The 13212-nt window shown below is 68.7% G+C and carries 9 protein-coding genes; all 9 read left to right on the forward strand.

The annotated features are described in order from the left end of the window. The first annotated feature begins 28 nt into the window (after window positions 1-28). The 9 genes from mrdA to QF035_RS34300 all read left to right on the forward strand — a co-directional run bounded on the left by mrdA (window position 29) and on the right by QF035_RS34300 (window position 13210). On the forward strand, window positions 29-2284 hold the full coding sequence (mrdA, locus tag QF035_RS34260; RefSeq protein WP_307524436.1) for a penicillin-binding protein 2: 2256 nt from the start codon (window positions 29-31) through the stop codon (window positions 2282-2284). Further along, a complete protein-coding gene (rodA, locus tag QF035_RS34265; RefSeq protein WP_189837860.1) occupies window positions 2281-3480 on the forward strand; it encodes a rod shape-determining protein RodA in 1200 nt (399 codons plus the stop codon). Before mrdA ends, rodA begins: the two co-directional genes overlap by 4 nt. 258 nt (window positions 3481-3738) lie before the next feature. Beyond that, entirely contained in the window at window positions 3739-5253 is a 1515-nt protein-coding gene (locus tag QF035_RS34270; protein WP_307524439.1) for a CYTH and CHAD domain-containing protein, read from the forward strand. Between the two features lie 129 nt (window positions 5254-5382). Then, window positions 5383-7344, forward strand: coding sequence for a TIGR03960 family B12-binding radical SAM protein (locus tag QF035_RS34275; protein WP_307524441.1), 1962 nt, complete (start codon window positions 5383-5385; stop codon window positions 7342-7344). Between the two features lie 342 nt (window positions 7345-7686). Next, window positions 7687-8037 carry a hypothetical protein gene (locus QF035_RS34280; protein WP_307524443.1) on the forward strand — a complete coding sequence of 117 codons (351 nt, stop codon included), beginning with the start codon at window positions 7687-7689 and terminating at the stop codon, window positions 8035-8037. A 363-nt stretch (window positions 8038-8400) separates the two neighbouring features. Continuing rightward, a complete protein-coding gene (locus QF035_RS34285) occupies window positions 8401-9345 on the forward strand; it encodes a C45 family peptidase (protein ID WP_307524444.1) in 945 nt (314 codons plus the stop codon). Window positions 9346-10080: 735 nt separating this feature from the next. Next, window positions 10081-10410, forward strand: a complete 330-nt coding sequence (locus QF035_RS34290; RefSeq protein ID WP_307524446.1) for a hypothetical protein — start codon at window positions 10081-10083, stop codon at window positions 10408-10410. 141 nt (window positions 10411-10551) lie between these two features. Then, on the forward strand, window positions 10552-12648 hold the full coding sequence (locus QF035_RS34295; protein WP_307524448.1) for a restriction endonuclease: 2097 nt from the start codon (window positions 10552-10554) through the stop codon (window positions 12646-12648). Window positions 12649-12676: 28 nt separating this feature from the next. Beyond that, window positions 12677-13210 carry a GNAT family N-acetyltransferase gene (locus QF035_RS34300; protein WP_307524450.1) on the forward strand — a complete coding sequence of 178 codons (534 nt, stop codon included), beginning with the start codon at window positions 12677-12679 and terminating at the stop codon, window positions 13208-13210. Window positions 13211-13212 lie beyond the last annotated feature (2 nt).

Below are 13212 nucleotides of genomic sequence, written 5' to 3' on the forward strand. Positions count from 1 at the left end.
CACCGTATGAGCTGAGGGAGGGGGAGCAGTGACCAACATCCCGGAGACCGGCCGGACCCCACGGGTCCAGATCCGGCTCGTCGTCATCCAGATCCTCGTGCTCTCGCTCCTGGGCACCCTCGGCGGGCGCCTGTGGTACCTCCAGATCCGCAACGGCGACGAGTACGCCAAGGAAGCCTCCGGCAACCACGTCCAGCAGGTCGTCAGCCCCGCCGTGCGCGGCTCGATCCTGGACGCCCGCGGGGTGCCGATCGCCGACAACGAGACCCGACTCGTGGTCTCCGCGTCCCGCACCGACCTGCTGAAGATGAAGGACGACGGCGACGCCGTCCTCACCAAGCTCGCGCGCGTCCTCGGCATGAAGGCCAAGGACGTCATGGACAAGGTCCGGCTGTGCGACTCGAAGACGCCGCAGCCGTGCTGGAACGGCTCGCCCTACCAGCCGATCCCCATCACCGACGAGGCCACGGCCAAGCAGGCCCTGCAGATCCGCGAGCGTGCCGAGGACTTCCCCGGCATCACCGCCGAACCGATGGCCGTCCGCCGCTACGCCGCCCCCGGCGAGGCCAACACCGCGCAGGTCCTCGGCTATCTCTCGCCCGTCACGGACGAGGAGATCACCAAGGCCAAGGACACCGCATCGCCATATCTGCGCTCCGACCAGGTCGGCCGCTCCGGCCTAGAGCGCGAGTACGACAAGGAGCTGCGCGGCAAGGCCGGCGTCACCCGCTACGAGGTCGACAACCTTGGCCGTGTCATCGGCCAGGCCAAGAGCGACGAGGCCGAGCCCGGCGCCAACGTCGTCACCAGCATCGACTCCCGCGTCCAGCGCGTCGCCGAGTACGAGCTGAACCAGGCGATGAAGGCCGCCCGTGACGTGTACGACGACAACACCGGCGAGAACTACAAGGCCGACTCCGGCGCGGTCGTCGTCATGGAGGCCAAGACCGGCCGCGTCGTCGCGATGGCGTCCAACCCGTCGTACGACCCGAACGCCTGGGTCGGCGGAATCTCCGGCAAGGACTACACCAAGCTCACCGGCAAGGGCTCCAACTACCCGCTCCTGAACCGGGCGATCCAGGGCCAGTCGGCCCCCGGCTCCGTCTTCAAGGTCATCCCGACGGCCGCCGCGGTCAACGCGGGCTACTCCTTCAACGGCCCCTACGAGTGCTCCAGCTCGTACTCCATCGGCGGCCAGGTCTTCAACAACTTCGAGTCCAAGGGGTACGGCCCGATCAGCCTCGGCCGCGCCCTGGAGGTCTCCTGCGACACCGTCTTCTACCGGCTCTCCCACGAGGAGTGGAAGCGGGACGGCGGCACCAAGCCGAAGAAGAACGCCAAGGACTGGTTCTACAAGACGGCCCACCAGTTCGGCCTCGGCAAGGAGACCGGCATCGACCTGCCGAACGAGGTCGCCGGCCGCGTCCCCGACCGCCAGTGGAAGCAGGACTACTGGAAGGCCAACAAGGACGCCTGGTGCAAGTACGGCAAGAAGGGCGGCTCGTACGCCCAGCAGATCGCGTACGAGAACTGCCTCGAAGGCAACCGGATGCGTGCCGGTGACTCCGTCAACTACTCGATCGGCCAGGGCGACACGCTCGTCACCCCGATCCAGATGGCGACGATCTACTCGGCGATCTCCAACGGCGGCACCCTCTACGACCCGACCGTCGGCAAGGCGATCATCAGCCCCGACGGCAAGACCGTCCAGGAGATCGAGCCCAAGTCGCACGGCAAGCTGCCGATGACGCGGAAGACGCGCGACGAGATAGACGGTGCCCTCGCGGGAGTCGCGACCCGCGGTACGGCCGCCTGGCGGTTCGGCGGCTGGCCGCAGGACAAGATCCCGATGCACGCCAAGACGGGTACGGCCGAGGTCTACGGCAAGCAGACGACCTCGTGGTTCACGACGTACACCAAGGACTACTCGGTCGTCATGACCATCTCCCAGGGTGGTACGGGTTCCGGCGCCTCGGGTCCCGCCGTGCGCAACATCTACAACGCGCTGTACGGCGTCTCCGAGGACGGCGCGATCGACAAGAAGAAGGCCCTGCTCTACGACCCGCAGAAGAGCCTTCCGAAGATCGAGGCCGACGGTTCGATCGACTCCCCGAAGGTCGAGAAGTACCCGGCCAAGAAGGAGCAGGCCTCCGAGGAGGGGCAGCAGCAGCCGGTGAACGGTGACGACCCGGCCGCCACCGTGCCCGACCCCAACACCGGCAACAACCGCGACACCCGAAGGCGCTCGGCCCGCCCGAAGAAGAGGCGGAGGACCCTCACATGACCGGCTCGAACGGGTTCTCCGTCTCCGGATACGGGCCCGAACGCTCCAGCCTGTCGCGGCTGTTCGCCCGCGACTCGCTGGCCCGCAGGCTCGACTGGCCGATACTGTTCTCGGCCATCGCGCTCTCCCTGATCGGCGCGGCCCTCGTCTACTCGGCGACCCGCAACCGCACCGAGCTCAACCAGGGCGACCCGTACTACTTCCTGTTCCGGCATCTGCTCAACACGGGCATCGGCTTCGCCCTGATGATCGGCACGGTCTGGCTCGGCCACCGCACCCTGCGCACGGCCGTACCGATCCTGTACGGGATCTCCGTCTTCCTGATCCTCCTTGTGCTGACCCCGCTCGGCGCGACCATCAACGGCGCGCACGCGTGGATCGTCATCGGCGGCGGCTTCTCGCTCCAGCCCTCCGAGTTCGTGAAGATCACGATCATCCTGGGCATGGCGATGCTGCTCGCGGCCCGGGTCGACGCCGGCGACAAGCCCTACCCCGACCACCGCACGGTCCTTCAGGCGCTCGGCCTGGCCGCCGTACCGATACTGATCGTCCTGCTCATGCCCGACCTCGGCTCGGTCATGGTCATGGTGATCGTGGTGCTCGGCGTGCTGCTCGCCTCCGGCGCCTCCAACCGCTGGGTCTTCGGGCTGCTCGGCGCCGGTGCCCTCGGCGCGATCGCGGTCTGGCAGCTCAAGATCCTCGACGAGTACCAGATCAACCGCTTCGCGGCCTTCGCCAACCCCGAGCTCGACCCGGCGGGCGTCGGCTACAACACCAACCAGGCGCGTATCGCGATCGGCTCCGGCGGTCTCTTCGGCACCGGCCTCGGCAAGGGTTCGCAGACCACCGGCCAGTTCGTGCCCGAGCAGCAGACGGACTTCGTCTTCACGGTCGCGGGCGAGGAACTCGGCTTCGTCGGCGCCGGACTGATCCTGGTCCTGCTGGGCATCGTGCTGTGGCGGGCCTGCCGCATCGCCCGCGAGACGACCGAGCTGTACGGCACGATCGTCGCCGCCGGGATCATCGCCTGGTTCGCCTTCCAGTCCTTCGAGAACGTCGGCATGACCCTCGGCATCATGCCGGTGGCCGGTCTACCACTGCCTTTCGTGTCGTACGGAGGCTCGTCGATGTTCGCCGTCTGGGTGGCCGTGGGGCTGTTGCAGTCCATCCGGGTGCAGCGCCCGATGTCGGCGTAGAGCAACCGAAGATGTGGCAGCCCCCGACCGAAGCCGGACAAGGGCCTGGCTCCGGTCGGGGGCTGCCCAGAGAGCGGAATCGCGACTAGATTCGGTTCGTGACTCCGCCTCCCCGCGAGCGGGGCGGCTTCTCACTCGGCTCGGCTGAGCCTCGTGACGGTCAAGCCCTGACCGCTGCTCGAAGGCAGGTGCTCGACGTAGAACGTCCCAGCGTTGTCGCTGCGACCGAAGCCGACGGTTCACTCGAAAGAAGGTCCGATGGCGGAGACAAAGCGGGAGATCGAGCGTAAATACGAAGCCGATGAGAGCGCCGGACTGTCGGATCTGCCGGACCTGACAAGGGTCTCCGGCGTCTCGGCCGTCATCGACAAGGGCGTCGCCGAACTCGACGCGACCTACTACGACACGCCCGATCAACGGCTCGCCGCCGCGTCGCTCACCCTGCGCCGCCGCACCGGAGGCGACGACGCGGGCTGGCACCTGAAACTGCCGGTCTCCGAGGGCGTACGGGACGAGATCCACGCCCCGCTCTCCGACACCGTGCCCCGGACGCTCAGCGGACTCGTCCGCTCCCGGGTGCGCGACGCCGAACTGGTCCCCGTCGTACGGCTGCAGTCGGCCCGTGACATCCGCCATCTCGTCGATGCCTCGGGGGGCCTGCTCGCCGAGGTCAGCGTCGACCGCGTGCACGCCGAGCGGCTCAGCGGCGGCGACGGCACCGCCGAATGGACCGAGATCGAGGTCGAGCTGGCCGACGACGGCGACCCCGCCTTCCTCGACAAGGTCGAGAAGAAACTCCGCAAGGCCGGCGTCTCCCGCTCCAAGTCGGCGTCCAAGCTGGCCAGGGCCCTCGGGGAGACGGGCCAGGCACCCCGTAAGCAGGCCGTCGTGGAGGCGGCTCCGGTCACCTCCGGCGACCACGTCCTCGCGTACGTCCGGGTCCAGCGCGACGCGATCATCGAGCTCGACCCCGCCGTCCGACGTGACCTGTACGACTCCGTGCACAGCATGCGCGTCGCCACCCGCCGGATGCGCAGCGCCTTCCGCTCGTACGGGAAGGTCCTGGACCGGGCCGTCACCGACCCGATCGGCGACGAGCTGAAGTGGCTGGCCGGGGAACTGGGCGTCGACCGCGACCAGGAGGTCCTGACCGACCGGCTGAACGCGGCCCTCGACGCACTCCCGCGCGCCCAGCTCACCGGGCCCGTCCGCACCCGGATCCGCACCTGGTCGCACGCCCGCCGCTCCGGCTCCCGGCGCCGGCTGATAGCGGTCCTCGACGGCAGGCGGTACCTGGACCTGCTCACCGCCCTCGACACACTCCTCGCCACCCCGCCGCTGCGGGGGGCCGCCTCGGGCGACCCGGAGAAGGTGATCTCCAAGGCCGTACGCAAGGACTTCGACAAGCTGTCCGGCCTGGTCTCGGAGGCCATCGAGCTGCCGCCAGGTCCTGACCGCGACCTCGCGATCCACGAGGCCCGCAAGAAGGCCAAGCGCACCCGGTACTCGGCGGAGGCGGCCACCCCCGCCCTCGGCAAACCCGCGAAGAGCCTGTCGAGCGCCATGAAGTCCCTGCAGAGCCTGCTCGGCGAGCACCAGGACAGCGTCATGGCCCGTGAGGCACTGCGCGATGTCGCGACCCAGGCGCACGCGGCGGGGGAGAACGCCTTCACGTACGGGGTGCTGTACGGGCGTGAGGAGCGGGCGGCGGAGCGCGTCGAGACCGAGCTGCCGGGGGCGTGGGAGACGATCAGGAGTGGGGTGCTCCGCTGACCCGGACGGCCGTTCCTGGCGACCGACCCGGACTCGAACGAGATCGTTACGGCGGACGAGGGGTGGCTCCGCGCACGTTACGCTGGATGGTCACCCCTGTCGGATCTCACCCCACCAAAGGTTTGCGAGATGTCTGCCGAAGTCGCTGCATCGGTGTTCCCGCAGCTCGAAGCTCTGCTCCCGCATGTGCAGAAGCCGATCCAGTACGTCGGCGGAGAGCTCAACTCCACGGTCAAGCCCTGGGAGACCACTGACGTCCGCTGGGCACTCATGTACCCGGACGCCTACGAGGTCGGACTTCCCAACCAGGGTGTCATGATCCTTTACGAGGTCCTGAACGAGCGTGAGGGCGTCCTCGCCGAGCGCACGTACAGCGTGTGGCCGGACCTGGAGGAGCTGATGCGCGAGCACCGGGTCCCGCAGTTCACGGTGGACAGCCACCGCCCGGTGAAGGCCTTCGACGTGTTCGGCCTGTCCTTCTCCACGGAGCTGGGCTACACGAACATGCTGACCGCGCTGGACCTGGCGGGCATCCCGCTGGAGTCCAAGGACCGGACGCTCGACGACCCGATCGTGCTGGCCGGCGGCCACGCGGCCTTCAACCCCGAGCCGATCGCCGACTTCGTCGACGCCGTGATCATCGGTGACGGCGAGCAGGCCGTGCTCGACATGACCGACATCATCCGCGCCTGGAAGGCGGAGGGGCAGCCGGGCGGCCGCGAGGAGGTCCTGTTCCGCCTCGCGAAGACGGGCAGCGTCTACATCCCGGCGTTCTACGACGTCGAGTACCTCGCCGACGGCCGGATCGCCCGCGTGGTCCCGAACAAGTCGGGCGTCCCGTGGCGGGTGTCGAAGCACACGGTCATGGACCTGGACGAGTGGCCGTACCCGAAGCAGCCCCTCGTCCCGCTGGCCGAGACGGTCCACGAGCGCATGTCGGTGGAGATCTTCCGCGGCTGCACGCGCGGCTGCCGCTTCTGCCAGGCGGGCATGATCACCCGCCCGGTGCGCGAGCGCTCCATCACGGGCATCGGCGACATGGTGGAGAAGGGCCTGAAGGCGACGGGCTTCGAGGAGGTGGGCCTGCTGTCGTTGTCGTCGGCCGACCACTCGGAGATCGGTGACATCGCGAAGGGCCTGGCGGACCGGTACGAGGAGGACAAGATCGGTCTGTCGCTCCCGTCCACCCGCGTCGACGCGTTCAACGTGGACCTGGCGAACGAGCTGACGAGGAACGGCCGGCGCTCGGGCCTGACGTTCGCGCCCGAGGGCGGCTCGGAGCGCATGCGCAAGGTCATCAACAAGATGGTCTCGGAAGAGGACCTGATCCGCACGGTCTCCACCGCCTACGGCAACGGCTGGCGCCAGGTGAAGCTGTACTTCATGTGCGGCCTGCCGACGGAGACGGACGAGGACGTCCTCCAGATCGCGGACATGGCGATGAACGTGATCGCCGAGGGCCGCAAGGTCTCCGGCCAGAACGACATTCGCTGCACGGTGTCGATCGGCGGCTTCGTGCCCAAGCCGCACACTCCCTTCCAGTGGGCGCCGCAGCTGTCGGCGGAGGAGACGGACGTACGTCTCGGAAAGCTCCGCGACAAGATCCGCGGGGACAAGAAGTACGGCCGCTCCATCGGCTTCCGCTACCACGACGGCAAGCCCGGCATCGTCGAGGGCCTGCTCTCCCGCGGCGACCGCCGCATCGGGTCCGTCATCCGCGCGGTCTACGAGGACGGCGGCCGCTTCGACGGCTGGCGCGAGCACTTCTCGTACGACCGCTGGATGCAGTGCGCCGAGAAGACGCTCCCCGCCTTCGGCGTCGACGTCGACTGGTACACCACGCGCGAGCGCACCTACGAAGAGGTCCTCCCCTGGGATCACCTTGACTCCGGCCTCGACAAGGACTGGCTCTGGGAGGACTGGCAGGACTCCCTCGACGAGACAGAGGTCGAGGACTGCCGGTGGACGCCCTGCTTCGACTGCGGGGTGTGCCCGCAGCTCGACCTCGACATCCAGATCGGCCCGACGGGCAAGAAGTTGCTGCCGCTGACGGTCAAGAAGGATGCTGCGGCCAGCGGTCACGAGCACTGAGGTGAGCGATGCGTTCCGGCGCATCGCCGATGCTCTGGCGGGTGCCAGCGAGGATGAGGCAGCTGCCATGCTGAACGCCCTTGGCGGCGCAGAGGGCAGGCCGCAGGAGTCTGTGGGGGATGCGCCGAGGACGCCGCTGCCGCCGCCTGGAGGCCCTTCGACGGTCCACTCCGAGGTGGAATGGGTCTGAGCCTGCTGCGTAGGCAGCAAGTGGGTATGTGTGCACTCATGAGCCCCTTCCGGTTGGGAGGGGCTTCGGAGCTCTCCGCGGATCACTGGGCGGCTGACTCGATCCCGAGGCCTGCTCACACGGGTGGAACTGCTGCCTGCGACGATTCGCCTGTGAGCTATGACCTTGCTGTGTGGGACGGCAAACGTCCACTCGACAACCACCAAGCGGGCTCGGTCTACGACGAGCTGTACGAGCGGTATCTGGAGCCGGAGGACGGGGTCATGCCCCCGGCACCCCGGATCGTGGCCTACGTCGAAGCGCTCGTAAAGCAGTACCCGGACGATGTTGACCGCGGTGCCGTATGGGCGTCGTCACCGGTCATTGACGAGGCGTCGGGCCCGATCGTGTACCTACTTATGTCCTACGGCAAGGCTGAGGAAGCGTCCCAGTACGCCGCGTCGCTGGCTCGCGACCTCGGTCTCGTCTGCTTCGATCCGCAAGGAGAATGCCTCCGGCCTTGAACGGGCAGTTCGTTCAGCGGGCGGACCAGAGGAAGATGTCTTCGTCGTGCAGGCCGGCGCGGTAGACCGTGGCCGTCTTCTCGTAGCGGGTGGCCAGACCGCGCCGTTGCTTGCCGTCGCAGCCTGATTACACGTAACCCCAACCCCATCGATTGACAATTGCTCCCGGCGCGCTCGCCTACCTGACTCCGGCTCCTCCAACGCGGGACGTAATCGCCTGCTTGGAATCGGCCACGCTCGCGTTCAGCGGCTTCAACCAGATCCAGCGCCCAGCCGTCGCCGATGGCGGCCACCTGGTGATTCACCCCGCAATTGGCTAGGTTGCCCCCACCTCGTCCGATTCTCACAGGGGGAGTGGCAGCCGTGCGGCCAGAGCACAAGACCTTCCAGGCGATCGAAGTCGGCGACGGGGGTGACGGGCGGTGGGCCGCCTACGCCCGGGTCCTGTGGCAGGAAATGGAGGGCCTGCTGACCGAGGAAGGCCAGACTCCGCAGGGCGCGGACCGTGTTCGGGCGCTGTTCCGTACGCACATGCCGGAACTGGTCCCGGTTCTGGACCGCCTGGCCGGCCAACTCGACCGGCCCGAGGCGGAAGCCTTCCTCACCCACGCGGCACTGCGGCCGTTCTCCCAGGCATGCACCCAGATCGGCCAGAACGGCACTCTGCTGCGCAACTATGACCTACGGCCCGATCAGTGCGAGGGAACCATCGTCTCCTCCTGCTTCCTGCGCCCCGTGATCGGGATGCAGGACATGCTGTGGGGCTTGCAGGACGGGATGAACGACGCCGGTCTCGCGGTCTCGCTCACCTGGGGCGGACGTTCCGTCTACGGACGCGGCTTCGCCATTCTCATCGTGGTGCGCTACCTGCTGGAGACGTGCGACACCGTCGATGAGGCGGTCGGCAGGCTGCGGTCCCTGCCCGTCGCCGTCCCACAGAACCTCACCCTTGTCGATCCCACCAAGGCGGTGACAGTGTTCGTGGGGCCGGATATGTCACCGACGGTGGCGCCGGATGCCTGCGCCGCCAATCACCAGCACCTGCCGGTGACCGACGGGCAGGAGCGGGCCTTGCGGACGCAGGAGCGGCTGCGCGCCATTCGCGCCGCGGGTGCGGACGTGGCGGCGATGCTGAAGGCGCCGCTGTACCAATCCGTCGACGAGCAGGGGTCGAGAACGCTCTACACAGCCCACTACCGGCCCGTCGAGGGCCGTGTGACTTACTACTGGCCCGGTGAGTCCTGGCAACAGTCCTTCGGCGACTTCACACCCGGATCCCGCACCGTGACCTTGGGCCGGGCTAGCTGAGAGGCTTTCCGGACCCCGCTCACCCCTGCACGAAGATCTCGCAAGAACGTGATTTCACCCGCCGCCCACAGGCCCTCCCCGGCCGGCCCCGCCACGGCCGCACGATGAACCGGCAGCGGCTCGGCACCGCTCCACCGGTCGGACGAGCGCCCGGCCCGGTACACCCCGACAAGGCGTCTCTCGCTACGCGGTCACCAATCCACAGGTCTTGACAATTGCTCAGGCGATTGATGGGTACTGGCGCTTCCACAAAGCCTCCCCCACCAGTGGATTTCTCCAGCGCCCTGCCCGCAGATGGACACCTCCATCCAGATCGCCAACGGGCAAGAAGCTGCTCCCACTGACGGTCAAGATGGACCCTGCGACGAGTGGGCACGTTCACTGACGCGGGTGGGGTGTTGGGGCGCGTTGTAGACGCCCTGGGGCGGGGCCGGTGGCGAGGTGGAGTCGGCTGCCGTCGCCTGGGTGGCCGCGCTCGGTTCGCGCGGTGCCCTCTGGCTTCCTAGCGTGGCGTTATCCGCTACGGAGGAGGCAGACATGCCGACGAGTGAGCCGCCTGCGGGCGGACCGCAGGCGAGCGGTCCTCGGTGGGGGCGCTCCGGTGACGGCTCTGCTCCTCCCGGTGCCGGGCAGTGGGCAACGCCGGCTGGGCCTCCGGGGAAGCCGCGGCGGAGCCGTGCATGTCTGTGGGGTTGCGTCGGAGCTCTGGCCGCGGTGGTCGTCATCGTCGTTGTCGTGGTTGTGATGGTGATCGCGCTGGCAGGTTCGGACGAGAGTCCCGAGAATCCGCCGTCGGCCGATGTGAGGGTCACGTCCTGCACCGTCGATGCGACAACGCGGCTGCCTTCGGCCGGACTTGAGATCCACAACCACAGCTCGAAGACCTCGACGTACGGTGTCACTGTCGAGTTCAGGGCCCCGAACGGAACGCGTCTGTCCGAGGGCGCGGCCCTGTCCCTGACAGTCGCGTCCGGTCAGAAGGTGACAACCACGGCCGGCGGCAAGGACCAGGTCACGCAGAAAGTGACATGCAAGGTGACGAAGGTGAACCGGATCGCGGGCTGAGTCGCCCCGCACGTACTCCGTGCGCCTCCACGAAGGGGGTGGAGACGGACGGTCGCGGAGTAGAGTCGTCTGGTGACGGTCAGTTATGGGGTCGGGGTTCGGTGGCAGGGCCTCGGAGTTGTGGGGGAGGGCCTGTAGGGCATGAGTCGTCGCTCCAATGGGTTGGTCGGGATCTGGGCCGAGGTACAGCGGCAGCAGCAGCGTCAGATGGAGGAACGGGCGCGGCAGCAGCGGGAGTTCGACAGGCAACAGCGGTCCCGGCAGAGGGAGCTGGCGCGCAGCCGGCGTGAGCATCAGGCCGCGTACCGGCAGCAGCGGGAGGCCGACGCGAGGCGGCGTACCGAGGAGTTGGACGCGAGGGTCGAGTCCTTGCGGGGGTTGCTGGCCGCGGGGTGCCGGGCGCCCGCTTTCGGGACCGCGCAACTCGCCCGCGCCGAGCGGGTGGAGCCCTTCGCGCCCGGGCCGCTGGCGTATCCGAGGCCGATGCCTGATCCGAACCAGTATCAGGCGCAGGGCGGTTGGGGGCTCGGTGCCGGCCGGCGCGCCCAGGCCCAGGCGGAGGCGCGCGCCCGGTTCGAGCGCGACTGGCAGGCCGCACAGGCCGCGGAGGGTCAGCGCCTGCAGCAACTGGCCGCCTACCAGCGGCAGTACGAGCAGTGGGCCGACGACCGGTTGAGTGAGATCCGTCAACACAACGCCGGCGTCGCCGAGATGGCCGCCGGGCTCCGCGACGGTGACCCTGAGGCCGTGGTGGAGTACTTCTCCGCGGCCCTCTACGCCTCCTCCGCGTGGCCCGAGGACCTGCCGCGCCAGGTGACGGTCGCGTACGACTCGCCCGCGCGGCAGCTGGTGCTCAACTGGGAGCTGCCCGGCTACGACGTCGTACCCGAGGTGAAGCTGGTGCGGTACATGCCCGGCGCCGATCAGGACAAGGAGGCGCCCCGGCCGGCTTCCCAGCGCCGCGCGCTGTACCGGGACGTGCTCGCGCAGTGCGTACTCCTCGTCCTGCACGATCTCTTCGCGGCGGACGAGTTCGGGGCGCTGGAGTCCGTGGCGCTCAACGGGTTCGTCGACGACCACGACCCGGCGACGGGCAGACAGGGGCGGATCTTCCTGGCCACGGTCATGGCGTCCCGCTCCGTCTTCATGGGGCTCCGTCTGGAGCAGGTCAGCGCCGTCGACTGCCTGGTGGACGGGTTACGGGGGCAGCTGTCGGCACGGCCCGACCAGCGTGCGGTCGTACGTCCCGGCCGGCGGCCCGAGGACGTCGGCAACGGCGTCGTCACCCACGGGGGCGATGAGGAGCCGGATCTGTACGAGATGGACCCGGTCGCCTTCGAGTCGCTGGTCGCGGAGCTGTTCCGGGCCATGGGCATGCAGGCCGTGACGACCCAGCGGTCGAACGACGGCGGTGTGGACGTCGACGCGCTGGACCCGACGCCGATCCGGGGCGGCAAGATCGTCGTGCAGGTGAAGCGCTATCGCAACACCGTGCCGCCCACCGCCGTCCGCGACCTGTTCGGCACGGTCCAGGACGCGGGCGCCAACAAGGGCGTACTCGTCACGACCTCCGGCTTCGGCCCCGGTTCGCACACCTTCGCCAACGGCAAACCCCTGGAACTCGTCGCCGGCAACGAACTCGTCGACCTCCTGCACCGGCACGGGCTGCGGGGGCGGCTCGGGAACTCCGGCAGCCCGATTCCCGCCCAGCGCACGCCGGAGGGGCGTGCGCCGGACGCCGAGGGCGGGACGGACGAATACAACAGGCTGGGCATGTTCTGGACCGGCCAGGTCGCCCTGGACGTCTGCGCGCTCGTCTGCCACGGCAACCGCGTGCTGAGCGACGAGCACTTCGTCTTCTTCAACAATGCCCGGACACCGGACGGTACGGTCCGTGCGCTCGCCGCCGCCGCCCCCGACAAGGCCGCGATCCGCGTGTCCTTCGACGCGTTGCCCGAGCGGGCCGACCGCCTCGTCCTCGTCGCCGCGGTCGACCCCGAGGTCAATCCCGAAGCGGATCTCTCCGGCTTCACAGAGGCGGGCATCCGGCTCTCCGACGCCTCGGGAACCGAACTGGGCCGCCTCGACGTGTCCGACGGCCGGGCCGACGAGACCGCGTTGGTCCTGGGCTCCTTCCGCCGCCGGGCCGGCGGCGACTGGGACTTCGTGCTCGGCGGCAAGGGGTACCGGGGCGGTCTGGAGGAACTCATCCGGGAGTACGGGATCGACGTGGACTAGCGTCCTCGCCGCGGGCCACAATGAGGCGATGCCGCAGCTCATCAGCCCCGACCCCCGGTTCCGTGTCTCCTTCCTTGACGCCGTGCGCGAGGACGTCGCCGGAGGGGAGTACTTCGGCGACACCCTCAAACGGGAACTGGCCGTGTACAGCGACAGCTGGCAGGAGCCGGACGGCTTCGCGCGCTATGTCGCGGCGGTCCGTGAGGAGGAGCTGGAGGAGGGGCGGCGGCCCGAGGGCTTCGTCCCGGGCAGTTGGTTCTGGTACGTGGACGGGGACGACTATCTGGGCCGGATCCAGATACGGCACCGGCTCACCCCGCATCTGCGCGACTTCGGCGGTCACATCGGCTACGGCGTACGGCCGACGGCACGCAGGAAGGGGTACGCCACGGCCATGCTCCGGGACGTCCTGCCGCACGCGCGTGACCTCGGGCTCGACCGGGTCCTCGTCACCTGCGACACCACCAACATCGGCTCCCGCAAGGTGATCGAGGCCAATGGTGGAGAGTTCGAGGACGATCGGGGCGGAAAACTGCGGTTCTGGATCCAAACGGGCCATTGATG

Source organism: Streptomyces umbrinus (assembly GCF_030817415.1).
GTDB classification, from domain to species: domain Bacteria; phylum Actinomycetota; class Actinomycetes; order Streptomycetales; family Streptomycetaceae; genus Streptomyces; species Streptomyces umbrinus_A.